Source organism: uncultured Reyranella sp., from assembly GCF_945957355.1.
GTDB lineage: Bacteria > Pseudomonadota > Alphaproteobacteria > Reyranellales > Reyranellaceae > Reyranella.
The window spans coordinates 1-23,130 of the sequence record NZ_CAMFKM010000013.1 but is presented as its reverse complement, the minus strand read 5'-3'; the positions used below and the strand labels follow the sequence as shown (position 1 = coordinate 23,130).

General features: G+C 67.3%; 24 protein-coding genes and 1 tRNA gene. 6 read left to right on the top strand and 19 right to left on the bottom strand.

Annotation, left to right across the window (positions count from 1 at the left end):
- Positions 1–4: 4 nt before the first annotated feature.
- Positions 5–397, bottom strand: a complete 393-nt coding sequence (locus Q0Q48_RS20070) for a hypothetical protein (RefSeq protein WP_295141570.1) — start codon at positions 395–397, stop codon at positions 5–7.
- A 20-nt stretch (positions 398–417) separates the two neighbouring features.
- On the opposite strand from Q0Q48_RS20070, the gene prmB reads away from it, so the two are divergent.
- The gene (prmB, locus tag Q0Q48_RS20065; RefSeq protein ID WP_295141567.1) at positions 418–1,299 is read left to right on the top strand and encodes a 50S ribosomal protein L3 N(5)-glutamine methyltransferase; all 882 of its coding nucleotides are present in this window, start codon (positions 418–420) and stop codon (positions 1,297–1,299) included.
- Between the two features lie 144 nt (positions 1,300–1,443).
- Here the strand turns inward: prmB and Q0Q48_RS20060 are convergent, their stop codons facing one another.
- Entirely contained in the window at positions 1,444–2,517 is a 1,074-nt protein-coding gene (locus Q0Q48_RS20060; RefSeq protein WP_295141565.1) for an ATP-dependent 6-phosphofructokinase, read from the bottom strand.
- Between the two features lie 86 nt (positions 2,518–2,603).
- Between Q0Q48_RS20060 and Q0Q48_RS20055 the strand changes: the two genes are divergently transcribed.
- Positions 2,604–3,119 carry a DinB family protein gene (locus Q0Q48_RS20055; protein ID WP_295141562.1) on the top strand — a complete coding sequence of 172 codons (516 nt, stop codon included), beginning with the start codon at positions 2,604–2,606 and terminating at the stop codon, positions 3,117–3,119.
- Between the two features lie 4 nt (positions 3,120–3,123).
- On the opposite strand, the gene Q0Q48_RS20050 is transcribed toward Q0Q48_RS20055, so the two are convergent.
- The 4 genes from Q0Q48_RS20050 to Q0Q48_RS20035 form a co-directional block, all read right to left on the bottom strand.
- Positions 3,124–4,701 carry a metallophosphoesterase gene (locus Q0Q48_RS20050; protein WP_295141559.1) on the bottom strand — a complete coding sequence of 526 codons (1,578 nt, stop codon included), beginning with the start codon at positions 4,699–4,701 and terminating at the stop codon, positions 3,124–3,126.
- A 70-nt stretch (positions 4,702–4,771) separates the two neighbouring features.
- Entirely contained in the window at positions 4,772–5,662 is an 891-nt protein-coding gene (locus Q0Q48_RS20045; protein ID WP_295141556.1) for a LysR substrate-binding domain-containing protein, read from the bottom strand.
- A gap of 99 nt (positions 5,663–5,761) precedes the next feature.
- A complete protein-coding gene (locus Q0Q48_RS20040) occupies positions 5,762–7,318 on the bottom strand; it encodes an acyl-CoA synthetase (protein ID WP_295141554.1) in 1,557 nt (518 codons plus the stop codon).
- Entirely contained in the window at positions 7,294–8,142 is an 849-nt protein-coding gene (locus tag Q0Q48_RS20035) for an SDR family oxidoreductase (protein ID WP_295141551.1), read from the bottom strand. The genes Q0Q48_RS20040 and Q0Q48_RS20035 overlap by 25 nt, the downstream gene beginning before the upstream one ends.
- A 185-nt stretch (positions 8,143–8,327) precedes the next feature.
- Here Q0Q48_RS20035 and Q0Q48_RS20030 point away from each other — a divergent pair, with 185 nt between their 5' ends.
- The gene (locus tag Q0Q48_RS20030) at positions 8,328–9,293 is read left to right on the top strand and encodes a tripartite tricarboxylate transporter substrate binding protein (protein WP_295141548.1); all 966 of its coding nucleotides are present in this window, start codon (positions 8,328–8,330) and stop codon (positions 9,291–9,293) included.
- Positions 9,294–9,324: 31 nt separating this feature from the next.
- On the opposite strand, the gene Q0Q48_RS20025 is transcribed toward Q0Q48_RS20030, so the two are convergent.
- The 9 genes from Q0Q48_RS20025 to Q0Q48_RS19985 form a co-directional block, all read right to left on the bottom strand.
- Positions 9,325–9,400, bottom strand: a tRNA-Lys gene (locus tag Q0Q48_RS20025).
- A gap of 94 nt (positions 9,401–9,494) precedes the next feature.
- Positions 9,495–10,634, bottom strand: a complete 1,140-nt coding sequence (gene rodA / locus Q0Q48_RS20020) for a rod shape-determining protein RodA (protein WP_295141546.1) — start codon at positions 10,632–10,634, stop codon at positions 9,495–9,497.
- Positions 10,635–10,645: 11 nt separating this feature from the next.
- Entirely contained in the window at positions 10,646–12,541 is a 1,896-nt protein-coding gene (mrdA, locus tag Q0Q48_RS20015; protein ID WP_295141544.1) for a penicillin-binding protein 2, read from the bottom strand.
- A gap of 13 nt (positions 12,542–12,554) precedes the next feature.
- Positions 12,555–13,127 carry a hypothetical protein gene (locus Q0Q48_RS20010; protein ID WP_295141540.1) on the bottom strand — a complete coding sequence of 191 codons (573 nt, stop codon included), beginning with the start codon at positions 13,125–13,127 and terminating at the stop codon, positions 12,555–12,557.
- Position 13,128: 1 nt separating this feature from the next.
- On the bottom strand, positions 13,129–14,031 hold the full coding sequence (gene mreC, locus Q0Q48_RS20005) for a rod shape-determining protein MreC (protein WP_295141537.1): 903 nt from the start codon (positions 14,029–14,031) through the stop codon (positions 13,129–13,131).
- Between the two features lie 41 nt (positions 14,032–14,072).
- A complete protein-coding gene (locus Q0Q48_RS20000; RefSeq protein ID WP_295141534.1) occupies positions 14,073–15,113 on the bottom strand; it encodes a rod shape-determining protein in 1,041 nt (346 codons plus the stop codon).
- 191 nt (positions 15,114–15,304) lie between these two features.
- Entirely contained in the window at positions 15,305–15,643 is a 339-nt protein-coding gene (locus Q0Q48_RS19995; RefSeq protein ID WP_295141529.1) for a hypothetical protein, read from the bottom strand.
- 156 nt (positions 15,644–15,799) lie between these two features.
- On the bottom strand, positions 15,800–16,951 hold the full coding sequence (locus tag Q0Q48_RS19990) for an acyl-CoA dehydrogenase family protein (protein ID WP_295141526.1): 1,152 nt from the start codon (positions 16,949–16,951) through the stop codon (positions 15,800–15,802).
- Positions 16,952–16,968: 17 nt separating this feature from the next.
- Positions 16,969–18,069: a Zn-dependent alcohol dehydrogenase gene (locus Q0Q48_RS19985; RefSeq protein ID WP_295141522.1), complete on the bottom strand. Its 1,101-nt coding sequence runs from the start codon at positions 18,067–18,069 to the stop codon at positions 16,969–16,971.
- Positions 18,070–18,111: 42 nt separating this feature from the next.
- Between Q0Q48_RS19985 and Q0Q48_RS19980 the strand changes: the two genes are divergently transcribed.
- Positions 18,112–18,870, top strand: a complete 759-nt coding sequence (locus tag Q0Q48_RS19980) for an SDR family oxidoreductase (protein ID WP_295141519.1) — start codon at positions 18,112–18,114, stop codon at positions 18,868–18,870.
- Positions 18,871–18,908: 38 nt separating this feature from the next.
- Complete coding sequence (locus Q0Q48_RS19975) at positions 18,909–19,667, top strand: SDR family oxidoreductase (RefSeq protein WP_295141516.1); 759 nt, start codon at positions 18,909–18,911, stop codon at positions 19,665–19,667.
- Between the two features lie 133 nt (positions 19,668–19,800).
- On the opposite strand, the gene ilvC is transcribed toward Q0Q48_RS19975, so the two are convergent.
- Positions 19,801–20,820, bottom strand: a complete 1,020-nt coding sequence (gene ilvC, locus Q0Q48_RS19970) for a ketol-acid reductoisomerase (RefSeq protein WP_295141514.1) — start codon at positions 20,818–20,820, stop codon at positions 19,801–19,803.
- Positions 20,821–20,995: 175 nt separating this feature from the next.
- Here ilvC and Q0Q48_RS19965 point away from each other — a divergent pair, with 175 nt between their 5' ends.
- Positions 20,996–21,538 carry a hypothetical protein gene (locus Q0Q48_RS19965; protein WP_295141511.1) on the top strand — a complete coding sequence of 181 codons (543 nt, stop codon included), beginning with the start codon at positions 20,996–20,998 and terminating at the stop codon, positions 21,536–21,538.
- Here the strand turns inward: Q0Q48_RS19965 and Q0Q48_RS19960 are convergent.
- The 3 genes from Q0Q48_RS19960 to Q0Q48_RS19950 all read right to left on the bottom strand — a co-directional run.
- A complete protein-coding gene (locus Q0Q48_RS19960) occupies positions 21,535–22,155 on the bottom strand; it encodes a LysE family transporter (RefSeq protein ID WP_295141509.1) in 621 nt (206 codons plus the stop codon). The genes Q0Q48_RS19965 and Q0Q48_RS19960 overlap by 4 nt on opposite strands.
- 2 nt (positions 22,156–22,157) lie before the next feature.
- Positions 22,158–22,670, bottom strand: a complete 513-nt coding sequence (gene ilvN, locus Q0Q48_RS19955) for an acetolactate synthase small subunit (protein WP_295141507.1) — start codon at positions 22,668–22,670, stop codon at positions 22,158–22,160.
- The coding region (locus tag Q0Q48_RS19950) for a thiamine pyrophosphate-dependent enzyme (protein WP_295141504.1) at positions 22,667–23,130 on the bottom strand (464 nt) is incomplete at its 5' end. The genes Q0Q48_RS19950 and ilvN, both read right to left, overlap by 4 nt.

Genomic DNA, 23,130 nt, shown 5'->3' with positions numbered 1-23,130 from the left:
TTGCCTATCCGAGGAGTTTGCGAAGGTCTTCGAGCGTGCTGGCCCATTTGCTGACGCCGAGATGGTTCGACACGATCCGCCCCGACTGCACGATCAGGAACCGCGGCGCCCCGCTCTTGCGCGGGATCTGGGCGAGGATGGGGGCCAGGTCGCCCGGCCAGTACCGTTCCTGGTAGGCCTCGCGGAACTGTGCCGCCTCGACCTCTTCCCAGGCGACCTGGCGGAACTCGGGCGACGCGATCCAGGCGGCGCGATACTCGCGCTTCCACCGCACGCAGGGCGGACAGTCCGGACCGCCGATCAGGATCACCCTGATCTCCGCCGGGACGGCGCGTGCCGGAGCAACGGCGGTCGCCGCGACAGCGAGTCCGGCGAAAAGAAGCGCGCGGCGATTCATATCCGCTAATGTAGGCCCGCATGGCACGCGCAACCAAACCCTCTCTCGTCACCCTGGGTGATTTCTTCCACTTCGCCGTCGCACGTTTCCGCAGCGCGCGGCTGGCCTATGGGCACGGCACGACCAACGCCGTCGACGAGGCAGCCTTCATGGTGCTCGAGGCCCTGCGCCTGCCGATCCACCGGATCGATCCGTGGCTCGACCTCGTGCCGACGGAGCCCGAGAAGGCACGCCTCATGACCCTGATCGAGGCGCGGATCGCGCTGCGCATGCCGGCGCCCTACCTGTTGGAAGCGGCCTACATGCAGGGCGTGCGCTTCCACATCGACCGCCGGGCGCTGATCCCGCGCTCCTTCATCGGCGACCTGCTGGCCGGCGGCGCGCTGCCGACGGCGAAGCCGCGCCGCATCCTCGATCTCTGCTGCGGCTCGGGCTGCCTTGCCATCCTGGCGGCGCTGGCCTTTCCCCGCGCGAAGATCGACGCCGTCGACCTCTCGGCCGGCGCGTTGGCGCTCGCCCGGCGCAACGTGGCGACGCATCGCTTCGGCGACCGGATCACCCTTCATCGCGGCGATCTGTTCAAGCCGCTGCAGGACCAGCGCTACGACCTGATCATCAGCAACCCGCCCTACGTCGATACCGGCGGCATGGCCAAACTGCCGCCCGAGTTCCGGCATGAGCCGCGGATGGCGCTGGCCGCAGGCGATGACGGGCTGGATCTCGTCCATCGCATCCTGGCCGAGGCGCCGAGACATCTGACGAAGAGCGGTGGCCTGGTGTGCGAGATCGGCCGGGGCCGCCCGCCGCTCGAAGCCGCCTATCCGCGCCTGCCCTTCATCTGGCTCGACACCGAGCTCAGCGAGGGCGAGGTCTTCTGGCTCTCGCGCAACGATCTCGCCTAACGGATTGCTTTAAAAGGCTTTTTCTGAATTTGCGCGGTTTCTGCGGAGCCGGAGGCACGGAGGGGTGCGACTCTCGCTTCGATTGTTTCGTTTATTTCGTTTGTTTCGTTTATTTGCCCCAACTCCGGCCGTTTTACCGGCCTGCTAGACGGCGTCCCCCAGGCAAATCCCCAGCGCGCGGGCGGTACGGATGAGCGTGCCCTGGGGATCCACGGTCCGCGACCTGCCGACCACCGTCGACAGCGGCACGTCGATCACCTGCCGGTTCCACCAGGCCACCATGTGGTCGCCCTTGCCTTCGGCCAGCAGGTCGACCGCGCGCACGCCCAGCGCCGAGGCGAGCAGACGATCCTCCGCCGTCGGCATGGCGCCGCGCTGCACGTGCCCCAGCACGGTGGCCCGCGCTTCCGCGCCGGTGGCCTTGGCGAGGCGCTTGGCCAGCCATTCGCCGACGCCGTGATCGGGCGCATCCGCCGAGGGATCGGCCGCCTCGTCCGACTGGCCGGCGGCCTCCGCCACCACGACCAGGGCGGACGTCCGTCCTACCGTCCGCAGTGCCGCAATGTGTGCGACCACGTTCTCCAGCCGCCAGCGGACTTCCGGGATCAGCACGACGTCGGCACCGCCGGCAATGCCCGCCGCGATGGCGATGTGGCCGGCATCGCGGCCCATCACCTCCAGCACCATCGTACGATCGTGGCTGGCGCCGGTCGGCTGCAGGCGGTCGAGCGCCTCGGTGGCAATTGCGACCGCGGTCGAGTAGCCGATCGCCCGTTCGGTCTGGTCGACGTCGTTGTCGATGGTCTTGGGAATGCCGACGAAAGGGATACCCGAGGGATCCAGCAGCCTGCGGAGGATGGCGAGACTGCCGTCGCCGCCGACGCCGATCAGCCCATCGAGGCCGAGCTGCTTCAGCCCCTCGAGCATCTCGGCCGACCGGTCCTTGCGGCTGCCGTCGGGCATCGGAAAGGCGAAAGGGTTGCCGCGATTGGTGCTGCCGAGGAAGGTGCCGCCCTGGCGCGCCAGGGCGGCGCTGAGCCGGTCGGGATCGAGTGTCACCGCCTGCAGGGGGCGTTCCAGCAGACCCAGGGTGCCATTGCGCAGCCCGACGGTCGTCCAGCCGTGGCCATGGTGCGCGCGCAGCGCGACGGCGCGAATCGTGGCGTTGAGGCCGGCGCAGTCGCCGCCGCTGGTGAGAATGCCGATGCGTTTCGTCATCTGGATACTCCTCGCTGCCGCGAGCACGACAGGTTGAATGTGCCGATCAATCTTGAAGGCGGACGAGACCGGTGCAGGATGCCGACATGAGGAAGCACTACCACACCTTCGCGGGCTACAATGCCTGGGCCAACCGCCGGCTCTACGAAGCCGCGGCCGCACTCAGCGACACCGAGTATCGCGCCGATTGTGGCGCCTTCTTCAAGTCGATGCACGGCACGCTCAATCATCTGCTGGCAACCGATCGAATCTGGATGAAACGATTCACCGGCGAGGGTGATGCGCCGGACCGGCTCGACGCAATCCTGCACGAAGGCTTTGCCGAGTTGCAGGCGGCCCGCGAAGCGGAAGACCGGCGCATCATTGCCTGGATCGACGGTCTCGACGAGGCGCGACTTGCCGGCGTCATCCGCTATCGCCGAGTCTCGACCCCCGACGAGTTCGTGCAGGAGCTGATGCCAGCCCTGGACCACTGGTTCAACCACCAGACCCATCATCGCGGGCACGCGCACATGATTCTGACGAGCCTCGGCAAGCCCGCGCCGGAACTCGACCTGCTCTTCTACCAGCGCGTAGTCGCCGCCGGCGTCGGCGGATCGTGACCCGCTACTGGAGTTCGCAAACCGAGCGCTGACGGCCGGGACCGGGCCAGCGCGAATCGCAGGTCGCAAGGGGCTCGCCCCCGGTGCCGTAGAGCACGCTGGTCCAGGTCCCGTCTTCCACGGGACGCACGATCATCGCCGCGAAGTCGCGCAGGCCGACGACCCAGGCCGGCCCCCTGTCGAGCCCTTCGATGCGGATCGGGGCTTTTGGATTCTCCGGCGACGGCGGCGGCTGCACATGCGACAGCTCCATGCCGCCGGTGCCGACCGCCAGATGGGGCGGGTGCGCCCCTTCGAAGCCGATCGCCTGGAAACGGTGCATGTGCCCCGCGATGACGGCGGTGACGTGAGGCGGCAAGCCGCGGCCGAAGACGCGGTGGATGGCTTCGCGCTGGGTCTCGTTGATGAAGCCGTAGGGCGTGAGGCCGATCGGCCCGCCCTTGTCGCGCTTCACCACCGCCCAGACCGGCCGGTGCGTCACCAGCCAGGTCGGTGTCGGATCCTCGGCGAGCATCCGCGCCACCTCGCGATACTGCGTGAGGTAGGTCTCGAGATTGTAGAGCACGGCATCGGCGGCGTTCGCCGAATCGACGGCAATGATGTTCAGTCTCCCGAGCTTCAGCCGGAACGGCGCCGAGGTATGTGTCGGGAAGGGCAGGCCGGCAAAGGGCTGCGCCGGAGGCTTGGGCCAGGCGCCGGGCCGCCAGTCCGCCGGCAGCTGCGGTAGGCATTCAGCCTGCTTGCGGCCCGGACCCAGCAGGGTCGAGCCGGCATCCAGCAGGTAGAACCAGCCGGGCCCACCGCGGCTGCAGAGCTCATGATTGCCGCGACTGAACAGCCACGGCGCGGCGACCAGGAGCCTGGCGGCCGGCCGGAAGAAATCGTCGCGCCAGTTCGTCCATTTGTCCGGGTTGGGACTTCCCTCGATGTTCTGACTCCAGTAGGCCGCACCGATCGGCAGGCTGGCGATGTCCTCGTCGTCCAGGTCACCCGTATCGTAGACATTGACGCTGAGCGGTGCCGCATAGCCGGTGAGGTGCGGCGGCAGGACGAGGCCGCGCTCGGTGCCACGATAATTGTAGTCACCGACATGGACGATCAGGTCGGGCCGCTTGTCGGCCTCCTCGTCGGACAGGATGCCGAACGGCCAGACCTTGGCGAACCCGTCGCCGCCGCAATACTGCGGCTTGTCGAGCGCCTCGCCACGGCAGCCGCTGTCGCCGATCAGCGCCACCCGGCGCGGCGTGCCGAGCGACACGGTCGGCAGGTCGATGCGACGATCGCCCAGGAAGACGCTGGCCGCCTCGCCCACCGGGTAAAGCGCCTCGCAGACCGTCACACCGTCGAACTGGCCGCCCGGCGGCCGGCGGCGCGGCGTCATCGCCGTGGAGACGCCGCCCGCCGAGGAGCGCAGCACCGGACAGGCCGGTGCACGCTCGGCCACACTGCGCACCATCGGCACGGGGTGGCCGTCGCTCCCCTCCGCCAGCATCACGAAGGCGAAGAAGTCCCGCGACGCGGTCTGCGCGTGTGCGCCAAGGCTGGCAAACACGAAGGCAAGAACGATGCAGACGATGCGCATGGACGGCGAACTCCGGAGGAGTCCGTTGTATCCGGGGGATCGACTTCCTCAACTGAAATCGCGGTCGTCGTCAGGTCTGCCCAATGGACTTGGCCAACCTCAGGAAAGCCTTGAGAAGGACATTCGGATCGTCCTTGCGATAGATCGCATAGAGTTTCGAGAGCACTCTCCTGCTCCGGACGGTCAAGGGGCGATAGACGACGCGCGGCAGCTGGAGACTCCGGATGCAATCGGCGACCACGGCGACACCGAGCCCCGCCGCGACCAGACTGACGGCCGTCTGCATTTCGCCCGTATCCTGATCGATATGCGGATAGTAGCCCGCGGCACGGCACAGATCGACGATTTCGTCCGCCACACTCGGCGAGGCGTTGCCGCGATAGAGCACGAACTTGTCGTTCACGAGCTTCTCCAGCGGAACCACCTTGAGCGCCGCCAGGGGATGACGCTCATGCAGCGCCACGATGAAGGGTTCGCGGTAGATCGCCTCCGAGGTCATGTCCCGCTCCCGGACCGGCGAGCGGGTCAGGGCCAGGGTGATCTTTCCTCCGGCGAGGGCCGCGATCTGCTCCGCCTTGATCAGATGCCGCATCTCCAGGCGCACCTGCGGGAACTCGCGATGAAACTGCTCGAGGATGCGCGGAAAGACTCCCAGCGAAGCCGAGCCGGTCATTCCCAGCACGATCCGCCCGACCTCTCCCTGGGCGACACCCTTGGCATGCGCGGTCGCGCGATCGAGCGCTGCGAACATTTCCCGGACGTCATGATGGAAGGCGGTGCCCGCCTCGGTCAGCTGGACGCGCTGATTGGCGCGGACGAACAACTCGATGCCCAGCTCCTGTTCAAGCGCTCGGATCTGACGGCTGAGCGGCGGCTGGGACAGGTTCAGCCGCGCCGCCGCCTTGACGAAATGCAGCTCCTCGGCAAGCACCAGGAAGTACTTGAGCTGACTGATCTTCATGGTGGCAGCGTGGCCGGCGGCATGGCGCAACGCTGGCACAGGACGCGACGACGAGCCAGTTCGCGATACCATCCCGGGCCGTCGCTCCGCCCGGGCCGACTAGATGTGCCGGTCGGCTTGCTGCCAGTAGGGCGCGCGCAACAGGCGTTTCTGGATCTTGCCGGAGTCGTGGCGCGGCAGCTCCGTCCGGATTTCCACGCGCCGGGGCAACTTGAAGCCGCTGAGCCGGCCTTTCAGGAACGCCTTGACCGTCTCGGGCTGGAGCGGCGCTCCTGGATGCGGCTCGACGAGGGCCATCAGAGCTTCGCCATACTCGGCGTCGGGAATGCCGAAGACGGCACAGTCCTTCACACCCGGCATGCCGCTCAGCACCGCTTCGACCTCGGCCGGATAGACGTTCGCACCGCCGATGATCACCATGTCGCGCTTGCGATCGCAGAGGAACAGGAAGCCGGCCTCGTCCCGGTAGCCGATGTCGCCCAAGGTGACGAGCCCATCGCGCTCGATCTCCCGGCGCCTGTCCTCCTGACCGTAATAGGTGAAGTCGGGATAGTGGCCGAGCCGCGCGAATATTTCGCCGGGCACGCCGGCCGGACAATCGTTGCCGCTGTCGTCGAGGATGCGCACGACCGCATGATCGGTCGCCTTGCCGACACAGCCGGGCCGCTCGAGCCAATCGGCCGACGTGCTGAAGGCAATCGGCCCCGTCTCGGTTCCGCCGTAGAACTCGTTGATCACCGGCCCCCACCACTCGATCATCTGGCGCTTGATATCTACCGGACACGGTGCGGCGGCATGCAGGACGAAGCGCAACGAGGATAGGTCGTAGCGCCGGCGGACTTCGTCCGGCAGGCCGAGCAGCCGGACGAACATGGTCGGCACCATGAACAGGCTGGTGATGCGATGCTCCTCGATCAGCGCCAGCAGCCCTTCGGGCTCGAAGCGCGGCATGAGGACCAGGAGTTCGGCCGCGGCAGCAGCACTGAGCGCAATGCCGTTCGGAGCGCCATGATAGAGCGGCCCCGGCAGCAGGATGCGCGCCTCCGGCGTCACGCCGTACACGGTGCGCCGGGTTTCCGCCATGAGCCGCTGTTGCTCCGGCGTCGGTGCGAACCGGCGAACGCCTTTCGGCTTCCCGGTGGTGCCCGAGGTGTAGAGCATGCTTTGGGACATCGCCTTCGATGGGCCGGTATGAGCAGCCTGGGCGTGCAACCAGTCGCTCCAGCTATCCGCCGAAACCCGCGGAACGGCGGCACGGGCATCGATTCGATAGGCTTCGACGACGTCGGAGGGGGTCTCGACCGCAAAGACGGTGAGGCCCCCCAGGACATCGTCGCCGAGAGGCACGAGCAGATCGGCATGCGCAACGAGTATCTTCGCGCCGCTGTCCTCGAGGATGTACGCGACCTCGGAAGGCGTCGAATGCCAGCTGATGGGCACGGTATAAGCCCCGACATGCGTCGCCGCGAGGCTCGCCTCGAGGAAAGCGATATCGTTGCGCATCAACAGCGCGACCGTGTCGCCGCTTCCCATTCCCATCGCGGCAAAACCGCCGGCCGCCTTCCGGACGCGAGCCTGCAGCTCACGGCGCGACATCGACCGATCCGCCTGCCTGAACTCGGCCACCGACGTCAGACCCAGCCGCGCTTCAGCCACCGCCCGCCATCGACCATGAAATCGCAGCCGGTGACGAAGTCCCCGCCCGGCGATGCGAGGAACGCGCAGGCGTTGGCGATGTCGTCGACCAGGCCGAAGGTGCCCATCGCCATGCGCTCGTATTCGTGGTCGGCGATGCCGCGGTCCTCGTAAAGCCGCTTCAGGCCCTCGGTTCCGGCGATCGGGCCCGGCAGGACGTTGTTGACCCGGATGCCGTAGCCACCCCACTCGACGGCAAGAGTGCGGGTCAGGGAGAGCACGCCCGCCTTGGCCGATGCGGCATGCGCACTGCCGGGCCAACCGGATAGGGCCTGCGGAACGGTGATGTTGATGATGCGGCCGCCATGGGACGAGGCCTTGAGGCCGGCCAGAGCGGCCTGGCAACCGTTGAACGTTCCGTTCAGGTCGATGTCGATGACGGCCCGCCATCCGTTCTCCGACAGTTGCTCGGTCGGACAATGAAAGTTGCCGGCGGCATTGTTGACCAGGATGTCCAGGCACCCGAACCGGCTGACGATCCCGTCGACCGCTTCCCGCATCGCCGCGTGGTTGCGCACGTCGACCGCGATCGTGACCAGCTCCGCGGACGGCAGATCGCGAAGCAGGTACTCCCGGGCCTCCGCAAGCCTGTCTTCGCGTCGCCCGATGAAGGCGACCGTGGCGCCGAGTTCCGCAAAGCCCCGGACGATACCGAGACCGATGCCCGAACTGCCGCCGGTGACGAGGCTTATGCGCCCCTGGAGAAGATCGTCACGAAAGATCCGCGGCCGTCTTTCCGTACCGGTGTAAGGCTCGGGCCGGGCTGTCACCTGGGGGATATTCATGGGGCTTCCTCACCGTCTGTCTCGTGCTTCTTGTCGAGCGGCGAAACCTAGGCAACCGGCCCCCTCCCTCCCAATATTTTCCCGGTATCGATCCATGCCCTTTCGATATTGGCGATGCCGGAGCCTCCCATAACAAACTGATGTCCACGGTCCGGCGCACAAGACCAGGCCATAGGGAGGCAACAATGAAGAGATTGATCACATTGGCCATTGCCATTGCCATGGCCATGGCGGCCGCGGCGCCGGCACAGGCCCAGGACTATCCCAACCGGCCGATCCGGCTGGTCACCCTGGGAACGCCGGGCACGGCGAGCGACGTGCTCGTCCGCACGGTCGGCAAGCGTCTTTCGGAAAAACTGGGCCAGCCGGTCGTCGTCGACAACAAGCCCGGCGCCGACGGCGTGATCGCGGCGGCCGATGTCGCGAAGGCGGCGCCCGATGGCTACACGCTGCTGTTCGCCTCCAACAGCCCGATCGCGGCGGCCCCGGCCCTGCGCAAGTCGCTGCCCTACGATCCGATAGTGGATCTCACGCCGATCACGATGGTCGGCTACTTCACCTTCTTCCTGTACCTGAACGCGGACGTGCCGGCCAAAACGCTGCAGGAGCTGGTCGCCTACGCCAAGGCCAACCCGGGAAAGCTCTCCTACGGCAGCGGCAACACCACCGGCAGCGTCGGCGTGGCCCAGATCGCGGCGCTGACCGACACCCAGATGGTCCACGTCCCCTACAAGGGCGAGCCGCAGGCGATCGTCGATCTCCTGGCCGGCCGCATCGACATGATGATCGGCACGCCGACGACCGGCCTCAGCCACGTCAGGAGCGGCAAGCTACGGGCCCTGGTGACGACCCTGAAGCAGCGCTCGACGATCCTGCCCGACGTTCCGACGATCTACGAGGCAGGCCTACCGCAATTCACGATCACCTCGTGGGGCGGCATGTTCGGCCCGGCGAAGATGCCCAAGGAGATCGTGGCGCGCCTCAACAAGGTGCTGATCGAAGTCATCCAGGAACCCGAAGTGGTCAAGACCCTGGAAGCGCAAGGCTTCGCGCTCGCGACCTCGACCCCCGAGGAGCTTGGGTCCTATCTCAAGGGTCAGATCGAGGCCTGGAAGGTATCCGCCCGGGCCGCCGGCATCGAACCGGAGTGAGGCAAGGGTGCTGGCAAAAGCATCCGGGGAATGGTGGGCGCACCAGGGCTCGAACCTGGGACAAGCTGATTAAGAGTCAGCTGCTCTACCAACTGAGCTATGCGCCCCCATTTCTGGGGTCATTGCCCGGAAGGCGGCGGCTATACCAAGGCACGTTCGGCTTGTCGATAGTCTCTTTTGAAGGAAATTTTGCAGGCCTGCTTACCGTGTCCGGGGGAGCTGGGCGTCGCGGTAGACGTTGACCCCGATCAACAGGCCGCAGGCGAACATCACCGACAGCAACGCGGTGCCGCCGTTGCTGACCAGGGGCAGCGGCACGCCGACGACGGGCAGCATGCCCATCACCATGGCGGTGTTGATGAACACGTAGAGGAACATCATCGCCGTGACGCCGAGCGCCAGCAGGCGGCCGAAATGGTGCTGGCTGCGGAAGGCGATGGAGAAGCCCCAGACCAGCACCAGCGCGAACAGGGCCAGCAGCACGCAGGCGCCAGCCATGCCCCATTCCTCGACGAAGGTCGTGAAGATGAAGTCGGTCTGCTTCTCGGGCAGGAAGTTCAGCGACGACTGCGTGCCCTTCAGGAAGCCCTTGCCGAACAGGCCGCCCGAGCCGATGGCGATCTTCGACTGGGTGATGTGATAGCCAGCCCCCAGCGGGTCGCGGTCGGGATCCAGGAACGTGAGCACGCGCTTCTTCTGGTAGTCGTGCATCAGCGACCAGGCGATCGGCAGGCAGGCGACGGCGCTGATGCCGGCCGCCAGGAACATCCAGATCCGCACGCCGGCCACGAACAGGAGGGCTCCGCCGCCCATCAGCACCATCATCGCGGTGCCGAGGTCGGGCTGGACCATGACCAGTCCGACCACGGCCAGGATCATGGCGAGCGGCGGCAGGGTGTAGAGGAACTGCCCGGCCTGCTCGCGCCGCAGCCCGTGATAGTAGCGGGCGATCACGAGGATCACCGCGACCTTGGCGATCTCCGACGGCTGGATCTGCATCGGGCCGATGACCAGCCAGCGCTGGGCGCCCATGCCGATCTTGCCGATCACGTCGACCGCGACCAGCATCAGCACGGACACGATGTAGATCGGCCAGGCGAGCGTCAGCCAGACCTTGGGATGGACCAGCGCCACCACCAGCATCAGGATCAGGGCAGAGCCATAGCGCACCGCGTGGCGGGCCGCCCACGGCTCGAACCGTCCGCCGGCCGCGGAATAGAGCGCAAGCACGCCCACGCCGGCGATCGCCGTCAGCACCAGCACGAGCCCCCAGTTGATGCGCCAGATCTTCTCGGCGAAGCCGACCGGGGCCGGCGCGTCGAGCGCCGTACTGCTACCCATCGCGGCAAGGCTCATCGCGACGCCATCTTCTTGAAGCGGTCGGTGCGGCGCGACGGGTCGCGCTTCATCGTCTCGACCAGCACGTCGCGGCCAATCGGCCCCGCGGTGGCCCCGCCCGCCTGGCCATGCTCGACGATCACGGCGCAGGCATAGCGCGGATTGTCGACCGGGCCATAGCACACGAAGAGCGCATGGTGGCGCAGGTGCCAGGGCAGCGAAGCCTGGGTGATGCCCATTTCGCGCTCGCGCTCGGTGATGCGCTTGACCTGCGCCGTGCCGGTCTTGCCGGCGAAGGTGAATTCGGCCTGCTTGACGCGCAGGGTGTTGGCCGTGCCATGGCCGGAATTGACCACATCCGACATGCCTTGGCGGACGACCGCCAGATGCTGCGGGTTCAGGCGCAGCGATGGCGCGGTCGGCTTGGTGCGTGGCGCCGGCGGCACCAGTTCCTCGCGCGGCGTGGCCTTGGCCAGCAGCAGGTTGGGCTGGACCTCGTATCCCCCGTTGGCGATGCGCGCTGTCATGATGGCGAGCTGCAGCGGCGTCGCGGTCATGTAGCCCTGGCCGATGCCGAGGTTGAATGTATCGCCGTGCTGCCAGGCCTTGCCGATCTTCTCCTGCTTCCAGGCGCGGGTCGGCTGGTTGGCCGCCGATTCGCCGGGCAGGCCGAGTTCGCTCACCTTGCCGAAGCCCAGCCGCTGGGCCATGTCGCTCACGCGGTCGATGCCCGCCCGCCGTGCCGCCTCGTAGAAGAAGCAGTCGCACGACATGGCGATCGCCTCGGAGACGTTGGTCGAGCCGTGACCGCCCTTCAGCCAGCAATGGAACTTGATCTTGCCCAGCTCGAGGTAGCCGGGGCACGGCAGCCGGGTCCACGGATCGATCGCCTTCGACTCGAGCGCCGCCAGCGCCGTCACCATCTTGTAGGTCGAACCCGGCGGATAGACGCCGGCGATCGCCTTGTTGTGCAGCGGCCTCTGGGGATCGTCGAGCAGGTCGCGCCATTCGCCCTGCGTAATGCCGCGCGCGAAGGTCGAGGGATCGAAACCCGGCGTCGAGACCATGGCGATCACGTCGCCGGTGACGACGTCCAGCACCACCACGGAGCCGCTCTGGTGCTCCTTCATCTTCTCGGCGGCAAAGCGCTGGATGTCGAGATCGATGGTGAGCAGCGCATTGGCGCCGGGCTGTCCCTCGGTGCGGTCGAGCTCGCGCACGACGCGGCCCACGGCGTTGACCTCGACCTGGACGGCGCCGGCGCGGCCGCGCAGATCGTCCTCGAACGAGCGCTCGACGCCCTTCTTGCCAAACCGCATGGTCGCAAGCTGCAGCACCGGATCGTCGCGGCCGGCGAGATCCTCGTCGGCGACGCGGCCGGTGTAGCCCACGATGTGGCTCATCAGCTCGCCTTCGGGATAGTCGCGCGACTGGCCGAGATCGATGAACACACCGGGCAGGTCGGGAGCGTTGAACTCGATCCGCGCCACCTCCTCCCAGCCGAGATTCTCGCGCACGACGACGGGCTGCGCGTTGCGGCTGCGGCGCAGCTCGCGCAGCAGGCGGGCCTTGTCGGCGTCGCCCAGGGCCAGGATCTGATCGAGGCGCTCGACCAGCACGTCGACGCCGCGGCCGCGGTCGGAGGCCGCCATGACGCGGAAATTGTTGCGGTTGACCGCGAGCGGAGCGCCGCCGCGATCGAAGATCAGCCCGCGCGACGGCGGCAGGAGCCGCATGCTGATGCGGTTCTCGTCCGCCAGGTTGGCGAAACGGTCGGTTTCCACGACCTGAAGCTGGTAGAGGCGGCCGGCCAGGGCGGTCAGCAGCACGGCCTGCGCCCCGCCCAGCACGAGAGCGCGGCGCGTGAACAGCCCGCTGCGCTCGCCGTCACCTTTCCTGAAGTGTTTCATGGGCGGAAATGCTTCATGACGTCGTCTCGCCAGGCCGCGCCGACCCGCGCGACAGTTCGGGCACGTTCAGCGGATCGCGGGCGCGCACGCGGGCGAGCAACGGGGCAATGAGCGGATAGATCACGACCACCACGACATACTGCAATATCGCCGGCACCGGATCGATGGGTGCCCACGTCCATAATGTGGTGAACGCCCAGACCAGCGCCACGAACCCCCAGCACAGGATGCAGAAGCCCGCCCACTGGAACAGAAAGGGCACGCCCACCAGATAGCGGCGATTGGACATGACCGCAGCGCGAACCAGCACGAAGCCCAAGGCGCTGACGCCCACGGGCGCGCCCGGCCCACCCAGCAGCAGGTCGAGCAGGATGCCCATGGCCAGCAGCAGCGGCCCCGGCAGCCGTTCGGGCGTTGCCAGGCTGAACTGGAAGACCACCAGCACCGGTAGGAGCGGCAGCGTGTCCGACAGGTAAGGGGCGCGCAGCGGCGCCAGGGTCAGCAGCACGAAGAACAGCAGCACCGTGCCGGGAAGGGCTGCCCTGCCCCAGCGATCGAGAATCGCGAGCGTTCCATCGACGCGCATGTCAACGGGACCGCACGGCGGTGCCGCCCGGCGGCGTGGCGGGTGCCGGTGTGGCCGCGCCCGTTCCGACCAGGCCTGTCACGCCGTAGTCGACGACCCTCACGAACTCGAGGCGCGAGAAATCGGTGAAGGGCCGGACGCGGACGCTGCCGTCGCTGGTCTCGACGACCTCGCCCACGGGGATACCGACCGGGAAGCTGCCGCCATGGCCCGAGGTGATGATGCGGTCGCCGGTCTGCACACCGGCAATGCTCGGCAACAGGGTGAGGCGCAGCCGGGGTGAATTGTCGCCGGCCAGGATGGCCCGCTCGCGGGTGCGCTCGACCAGCACCGGCAGGCGCGAATTGACGTCGGTCACGAACAGGACGCGCGAGCTGTTCTCGCCGACCTCGGCGATGCGGCCTGCCAGTCCCTCGCCGGTGACGACGGCCTGGCCCGGCGCGACGCCGACCCGGCGGCCGACATTCAGCAGCGCGCCGCGCATGTAGGCGCTGACGCTGTCGCCCACGAGGCGGGCGGTGATGAAGGAGGCTTCGGGCCCTTCGCGGAACCTGGCGAGGCCGCGCAGCCCTTCGTTCTCGTTCTCGAGGCGGCGGGCGGCGGTCTGCCAGGCCAGCAGACGGGCATTCTCCTCGCGCAGGCGGGCGTTCTCTTCGCGCAGGGAGGCGAATTCACGGAGATCGGCGATGGCGCGGTTGGCGTAGGCGACCGGCCGCGCGATGGCTTCCAGCACGGGGCTCACCATGTCGAGCGCCAGCACGCGGGCATGCTCCACGAGCACCGTGTCGGCCTTGCCGACCAGCATGGCGCCGAAGGCGGCGATCACGAGCAGGCCGAGGGCAAAGCGCTGCACCACCGTGCGCACCGTGCCAGCGACTACCTCGAAGTCGTCCCGAATCGCCATGTCCTGCCCATTCTAACCCAAGCGGGCGGCGGCGCGGCCTGTTAGTACATCGACGAAAGGACGCCGCGCAGTCGTACGATGTTCTCGACAGCATGGCCCGTGCCAAGGGCCACGCAGAGCAGCGGATCCTCGGCCACCGAGACCGGCAGGCCGGTCGCCTGGCGCAGCACGGTGTCCATGTTGGCCAGCAATGCACCGCCGCCGGTGAGCACGATGCCCTTGTCGACGATGTCGGCCGCCAGTTCGGGCGCGGTGTTCTCCAGCGCGACCTTCACCGCCTCGACGATGGCGCTGACCGGCTCCTGCAGGCTCTCGGCGATCTGCCGTTCGGTGATCACCAGTTCCTTCGGGACGCCGTTCATCAGGTCGCGGCCCTTGATCTCCATCGTGCGGCCCTCGCCGTCGTCGGGCGGGCAGGCGGAGGCGATGGTCTTCTTGATGCGCTCGGCCGAGCTTTCGCCGACCAGCAGGTTATGGTTGCGGCGGATGTAGGCGATGATCGCCTCGTCCATCTTGTCGCCGCCGACGCGCACCGAGCGCGGATAGACGATGCCGCCCAGCGACAGCACGGCCACCTCGGTGGTGCCGCCGCCGATATCGACGACCATCGAGCCGGTGGGCTCGGTCACCGGCAGGCCGGCGCCGATCGCGGCCGCCATCGGCTCCTCGATCAGCCAGACCTTGCGCGCGCCGGCGCTCTCGGCCGATTCCTGGATGGCGCGGCGCTCGACGGCGGTGGAGCCGGAGGGCACGCAGACCACGATCTGCGGATGGGCGAAGCTGCGCCGATTGTGCACCTTCGAGATGAAGTGCTTGATCATCGCCTCGGCGACCTCGAAGTCGGCGATGACGCCGTCGCGCAGCGGCCGGATCGCCTGGATGTTGCCGGGCGTGCGGCCCAGCATCATCTTGGCTTCCTCGCCAACGGCAAGGACCTGACGCTTGCCGGTCTGCGTGGTGAGCGCCACGACCGACGGCTCGTTGAGAACGATGCCCCGACCCTTCACGTAGACCAGCGTGTTCGCCGTACCGAGGTCGATGCCCATGTCCGCCGAAAATAGCCCGATGACGCGCGACAGCATTGAGTTAAGTCTCTGTAATTACGGCGAAATCTTGAAATATTGGCGCCATTCCGAGGTCCGGCACCGGGGGTGCGACCGGGTTTAGACCGGCAAGGCAAGGCTCGCAAGGCGATTCAAGGCGGCGGCGGTGATGGTCACTGTTTGTGCTCCTTCGCGATTCGTCGCTGCTGAAAATGCGCGCCGCAAGCGCCTTACGCCCCCTCGAGACGACGCTCCTGTCGCTCGAGCCAGGCCACGACATCGGCGCGGCGGCCGGCCTCGATATGCGCCCATTGATGCGACTTCAGCTCCTCGCCGCGGCCCGAGCGCCAGTATTCCTTCACGACGATCATCGTCCAGGGCGCGGCCCCCGTCTTGCGCCCCGTGGTGACCTCGACCGTGAAGCCGTGGCCGGCGCCGGCATAGGAGTGCCGCTCGCGCTGCCAGTCGACGCCGTCGATGCTCCAGACCGTCCTCGGCACGCGCGTCGTGCCGGGCTCCAGCAGGCGATCGACGATGCGGAAGAACGACGCGTCGCCGATCTTGCGCACTAAACGCTCACCCGCAAACGACCGGCCTCACCCTGAGGAGCGCTCCGCGGGAGCGCGTCTCGAAGGGTGCGCAACACGCACATCGTTCTTGAAGTCACCCTTCGAGACGGCGCTGCGCGCCTCCTCGGGGTGAGGCCTGTACCGATCTTGCGCACCTCAGAGGCCCATCATCTTGGCGATGGTGTTGCGCTGGATGTCGTTGGTGCCACCACCGATCGAACCCACGCGGACGTCGCGGAACAGGCGCTGGATGTCGTGCGCCATCGTGTAGCCGGCGCCGCCCATGATCTCCATCGCGAGATGGGCGCATTTGAACTCGCCGTCGGTGCCCTGGATCTTGGCGATCGCCGTCTCCTCGACGGGATCGAGCCCGGCATCGAGCATGTCGGCCAGGCGATAGGTCAGGGCCTGGGTCGTGCGCAGCAGGATGCGCATGTCGGCGAACTTGTGCTGGATCGCCTGGAACTTCGAGATCGGCTGGCCGAACTGGATGCGCTCCTGCGCGAATCGCTTCGCGTATTCGATGGCGAAATGCATGTTGCCGCAGGCCTGCGCGGCCAGGCAAAGGCGCTCGAGGTTCAGCCCCTTCATCAGGCCCGACCAGCCGCGATTCTCCTCGCCGATCACATGATCGGCCGGCACGAACACGCCGTCGAAGAAGATCTCGTTGGCGTGCGTGGTGCGGCGGCCGAGCGTCGGCAGCGGCTTCATGGTGAGACCGGCGGCGCGCGCATCGACCCAGAACAGGGTCACGCCCTTGTGCCGCGCCTCGCTGTCGGTCTTGGCCACCACCATCAGATAGTCGGCGACGTGGGCCGCGCTGATGTAGAGCTTCTGGCCGGTGATCCGATAGCCGTTGCCGTCGCGTACTGCGCGCGTCTTGATGCCCGACGCATCGGATCCCGTGTCAGGCTCGGACAGCGCGAAGGCCGACTTCAGTTTGCCGGCGCAGATCTCCGGCAGATAGCGCCGCCGCAGATGCTCGCCCGCCGTGAGCTGCAGGTGCATGCCGCCATAGACGACGGTCGGCAGGTAGAGCGAGGACGCGCCGCTGTAGTGACGCGCCAGCGCCTCGACCAGCACGACGAGGTCCTTGCGGCTGCCGCCCATGCCGCCATAGGCGGGATCGTAGGGCAGCGCCATGTAGCCCGCTTCGGCTAGTGCCGCGAACGCCGCGTGCGGGAACGCCGACTCCTCGTCGAGCCGTCGGATTTCCTCCGGCGGCAGCACGCGGGCCAGCAACTCGGCGACGTTGCGCCGGATCAGGACCTGCTCGTCGGTCAGGCCGAATTCGTCGAGGGTGCTCATGTCCTTGCAGCCAGGGGCTAGTCGAACACCACGACGCCGCGCGCGACCTCGCCCGCCATCATCCGCTTGAAGCCCTCGTTGATCTCCTCGAGCCGGTAGGTGCGGCTGATCAGGCCGTCGATGTTCAGGCGCTTGTTCATGTAGTGGTCGACCAGCACCGGGAAATCGAGGTCGGGACGCACCGAGCCGTAGAAGGTGCCGCTCATCGTCTTCTCGGCGAACACCATCATCATCGGCGAATACTGCGCCTTCACCGTGGCCGCCGAGATGCCGACCGCGACGGCGTGGCCACCCGGCGCCAGCGCGTCGAAGGCCAGCGCCTGGGTCCGGTCGATCGACACCGCGTCGAAGGAATAGTCGACGCCCAGCCCGCCGGTGATCTCCTTCACCTTCTTCACCGGATCGTTGTCGGTCGCGGTGTTGACGGTGTGCGTCGCGCCGAAGGTCCTGGCCATCTCGAGCTTGTTGTCGAGGATGTCGGCCGCGATGATCTTGGAAGCGCCCGAGAGCATGGCGCCCTGCACGGCATTGAGGCCGACGCCGCCGCAGCCGATCACCAGCACGGTCGATCCGGCCTCGATCTTGGCATGACGCGTCACCGCACCGACGCCGGTCGCCACGCAGCAGCCGACGAGCGCCGCCTGCGGCCACGGCATGTCCTTGCGGATCGGGATCACCATCTCTTCCGGGACCACCACCTCCTCGGCGAAGGTGCCGATGCGGGCCATCTGGTTGATCCCCGCGCCCTTGTGCTTCAGCCGCAGCGTGCCGTCATACAGCGAGCCCGGCGGCACGGAAGCGCGGCCGATGCAGAGCACGGTACGGCCCTGGGTGCAGTAGCGGCAGCGGCCGCAATGGGGGCGGAACGAGAAGATCACATGGTCGCCCGGCTTCACCGTGGTGACGCCCGGCCCGCATTCGAGGATCTCGCCCGCGGCTTCGTGGCCCGGCACGATCGGCATCGGCGAGGGCCAGTCGCCGTTCATGACGTGCCAGTCGCTCTGACAGACGCCCGACGCCTTCATCTTGACGCGCACTTCCATCGCCTTGGGCGGGTCGAGTTCGCACTCGACGACCTGCAACGGCTCGTTGGGCTTGAACAGAACGGCGGCCTTCATGAATTTCCTCCCGAAACGTTGCCGGCACTATATCATCGCGCCATGAGCAAAACCCTCCTGATCACCGGCGGCGCCTCGGGCATCGGCGCCGAGACCGCCCGGCGCGCCGGCGCGCGCGGCTATCGGGTCGCGATCAACTATCGCAGCCGTGACGCCCAGGCCAAGGCCGTGGTCGCAGACATCGAGGCCAAGGGTGGCAAGGCGGTCGCCCTGACCGGCGACATGGCGCGCGAGGCTGATATCGTCCGCCTGTTCGAGGAAACCGAGAAGGCCCTGGGGCCGATCACCCATCTGGTGAACAGCGCCGGTATCGACCCCAGCCGCGGCCGGATCGACGAGTACGAGCGCGAGGTGATCGCCAACCTTTTCACGGTGAACGTCATCGGCCTGATGCTGTGCTGCCGCGAGGCAACCCGACGCATGTCGAGCCGGCATGGTGGCAAGGGCGGCGCCATCGTGAACGTCTCGTCGATGGCGGCGACCCTGGGCGGGCGCCGCGGCGCGTCGGCCTATGCCGCCACCAAGGGCGCGGTCGATGCCTTCACCAAGGGATTTGCGCGGGAAGTCGCCGCCGAGGGGATACGGGTCAACGCGATCCGCCCCGGTCCGGTGATGACCGAGATGACGGAGGGGCGGCTCAGTGAGCCGGGCGTCCTCGCCGCCGTCGCAGCATCGCTTCCCATCCAGCGCATCGGCGAGGCGCATGAGATTGCGGAAGCGATCCTGTGGCTGCTGTCGGACGAGGCCTCGTTCATCACCGGCGCGATGCTCGATGCGTCGGGCGGAGGGTACATCATCTAGGGCGGGCTTCCGGCCCCACGACACGATACCATCGGCCCATGAGCAAAATCCTCCTGATCACCGGCGGCGCCTCGGGCATCGGCGCCGAGACCGCCCGGCAGGCCGCGACTCGCGGCTACAGCATCGCCCTCAACTACCGGACCCGCGACACGCAGGCGAAGAAGGTCGTGGCCGACATCGAGGCCAGGGGCGGCAAGGCCATCGCCCTGCCCGGCGACATGGCACGCGAGGCCGACATCGTGCGGGTGTTCGAGGAGACCGAGAAGGCGCTGGGGCCGATCACCCATCTGGTCAACAGCGCCGGCACCAACGGCAAGCGCGGCCGGGTCGACGAATACGATGCCGAGGTGCTGGCCAACCTATTCGCCACCAACGTCACCGGCCTGATGCTGTGCTGCCGGGAGGCGGCCCGGCGCATGTCGACGAAGCATGGCGGCAAGGGCGGCTCGATCGTCAACGTCTCGTCGATGGCGGCGACGCTCGGCGGACGGCTGGGCTCCTCGGCCTATGCCGCCAGCAAGGGCGCGGTCGACGCCTTCACCAAGGGCTTTGCCCGCGAGGTCGCAGCGGAGGGCATCCGCGTGAACTCGCTGCGGCCGGGGATGGTGCTGACGGAGATGACCGAGGGACGGCTGAAGGACCCGACGTTCCGCGCCGGCATCGAAGCCTCGATCCCGATGGGCCGGGTGGGCACCTCTGCCGAGATCGCCCGGGCGGTGCTGTGGCTCCTGTCGGACGAATCGTCCTTCATCACCGGCGCGATGCTCGATGCGTCGGGTGGTGGGTATATTATTTAGGGCGCGTTCACACGCGCCGGGTGCAGAACAGACAAGAAAAAGGCGCCGGGTTTCGGCGCCTTCATCTTTTCTGGACCGCGCAGGCTCTCGCGCTTGATTACAAGCGCTGCCGCCCGCCGGCGTCCAAGGCGCGCTAGTTGCGCGCCTTGTCCACCAAAGCTTTTTCCTTGATCCACGGCATCATGCCGCGGAGCTTCTCGCCGATCTCCTCGATCGGGTGCTCCGACATGCGCTTGCGCATCGCCTTGAACGAGGCCTGGTTGACCTTGTTCTCCAGCATCCAGTCGCGCGCGAAGCGGCCCGACTGGATGTCTTCCAGAACGCGCTTCATCTCGGCCTTGGTCTCGGCAGTCACGATGCGCGGGCCCGACCGGTACTCGCCGTACTCGGCGGTGTTGGAGATCGAGTAGTTCATGTTGGCGATGCCGCCCTCGAAGATGAGGTCGACGATCAGCTTCACTTCGTGCAGGCACTCGAAGTACGCCATCTCCGGCGCGTAGCCCGCCTCGACCAGCGTCTCGTAGCCGGCCTTGATCAGCTCGACGAGGCCGCCGCACAGGACGACCTGCTCGCCGAACAGGTCGGTCTCGCACTCTTCCTTGAACGAGGTCTCGATGGTGCCGGCGCGACCGCCGCCCACCGCCGAGGAGTAGCTCAGCGCGATCTCGAGCGCGTTGCCCGAGGAGTTCTGCGCCACCGCCACGAGGCAGGGCACGCCGCCGCCGCGCACATACTCGGAGCGCACGGTGTGGCCGGGGCCCTTCGGCGCGATCATGAACACGTCGAGGTCGGCGCGGGGCGTCAGCAGGTTGAAGTGGACGTTGAGGCCGTGCGCGAACGCCAGCGCGGCGCCCTGCTTCATGTTGCCGGCGAGGTCGGCATTGTAGATGTCCGACTGCAGTTCGTCCGGGGTCAGCATCATGACGATGTCGGCCCACTTGGCGCCTTCGGCCGGCGTCATCACGGTGAAACCCGCGCCCTCGGCCTTCTTGATCGTGGCGGAACCGGCTTTGAGCGCGATGCGCACGTCCTTCACGCCCGAATCACGGAGGTTCATGGCGTGGGCATGACCCTGGCTGCCGTAGCCGACGATCAGGACCTTCTTGCCCTTGATCAGGTTAACGTCGGCGTCACGATCGTAGTAGACACGCATAGGGGCCAATCCTCCTGGCAGCTGCTTCTTGCAAAGAACGGGGGTTAGTAGACAACCCGGCTCGCAAAAACCAGCCTCGAATCCCGCCTTATCGCATGTCCCCCTTGCGCTTCTACATATGGTATGCCTGCCGGAGGGCAACCCAAGCCCAGTCGATCCCCGAGGAAAGCCCGCAATGTCCCTTCGCTCCGCCTTCGTCCCCGCGTCCCTGGCTCTCGTGCTGGTCGCCTGCTCCCAGCCCTCCGACGCTCCGACGAACCCGGCCACCCCGATGCCGGGCATCGACTATGCCGCGGAGAATTCGACGGTTCATGGCGCCGCGCGGGCGATGCGCAATCACACCTGGCTGTGGACCCGCGGCCCCGGCCCGGTCCAGATCCATTACTCGACGGCGGACGGCCGCGATCTCGTCTGGATGGTCGGCCAGCGGCGGATCTTCCAGGGCGAATGGATGGTCCAGAACACCAGCGATTCGAGCGGCCAGCAGATCACCCAGATCTGCCTGCGCTACCCGGGCGTGAATTACGGCGGGCTGAGCGCCACGCTGACCTGCCGCCCGGCCGGCACCTTCCTGGGCGAGATGCAGCAGCGCGAGGGCGGCGATCCCCTGCGGATGAACGGCCGCACGCAGGCGCTGTTCGTGATCGACAAGCCGCCGGCCAACCTGGCCGAGATCGAGGGCCGCGTCGCCTCGATCAAGGGCCTGTCGAACTACTAGCGGTCGAGCGCCAGCTTCAGGCCCAGCAGCGCCAGCGCGCCGCCCATGAACCGGTCGAGCCACAGCTTGGTTCGCTGGTAGAAGGCGCGCGCGGTCTGGCCCGAGAAGAGCAGCGCCAGCAGCGCGAACCAGCAGAACTCGTTGATCGCCACGATGGCCAGCACCGTGGCGTCCATCCAGGCCGGCGGCTGGGCGGGCAGCAGCGAGACGAAAATGCTGCCCATGAACACCATGACCTTGGGGTTGCTGAGCTGCAGCAGCAGCGCCTTCACGAAACCCTGCCCGGCGCCCGCGCGCCCCACCGACGGATCGGCCTCCGGCAGCGGCGCGCCGGCGTGACACAGCAGCATGAAGGCGAGATAGAACAGGTAGATCGCGCCGCCGATCCGGAAGGCAACGTACAGCCACTCGAAGCGGGCAAACAGGATCTGAAGTCCGTAGAGCGCGGCCGCCGCCCAGGCGAGCGCACCCAGCATCATGGCGAACGCCGCCAGCAGGCCGGCGCGGCGGCCCGAGACCGCCGCCGTCTGGATGACGAGGACCGTCGACGGGCCGGGGCTCGCCACCGCCAGCAGATGGACGACCGCAAGCCCCGCGAGGGCCGCGACGTATTCCATGCCTAGAGCGACTCGCCGCCGCGCGACATGGCGACGATGCCGGTGCGGACGACATCGACCAGTCCGAGCGATTCCATCAGGCCGACGAAGGTCTGGACCTTGTCGGTGTTGCCGGTGACCTCGAAGACGAAGGAATCGGACTTGGCGTCGATCACCTTGGCGCGGAACACGTCGGCCAGGCGGAGCGCCTCGACGCGCTTCTCGCCGACACTCTTCACCTTCACCAGCGCCAGTTCGCGCTCGATGTGCGGACCCTCGACCGTGAGGTCGCGGACACGATAGACCGGCACGAGACGATCGAGCTGTGCCTTGATCTGCTCGATGATCATCGGCGTGCCCTTGGTCACGATGGTGATGCGCGACTGGTTTTCCTTCGCGTTGGTCTCCGCGACGGTCAGGCTCTCGATGTTGTAGCCGCGGCCCGAGAACAGGCCGACCACGCGCGCGAGGATGCCCGGCTCGTTGGCCACCAGCACGGAGATGGTATGGGCGACGATAGACGTATCCTTGCTCACACCAGCACCATGCCTTCTTCCGACACCTTCGCGGACTGCTTGTCGTCCGGACCCAGCAGCATTTCGTTGTGCGCCGCCCCCGACGGGATCATCGGGAAGCAGTTTTCCTTCTCGTCCACGATGACGTCGACGATGACCGGATGCTTCAGCTCGATCATCTCCTTGATCGTATCGTCGAGCTTGTCCGGATCCTCGCAGCGCAGGCCCTTCGCGCCGAACGCATCGGCGACCTTCACGAAGTCGGGCAGCGATTCCGAATAGCTCTCAGAATAGCGGCCGCCATGCAGCAGCTCCTGCCACTGGCGGACCATGCCCATGTAGTGGTTGTTCAGCACGAAGATCTTAACCGGCAGGCGGTACTGCGCCGCCGTCGAGAGTTCCTGGATGTTCATCAGGATCGAGGCCTCGCCCGCCACGTCGATGACCAGCGCCTCGGGATGGGCGATCTGCACGCCCAGCG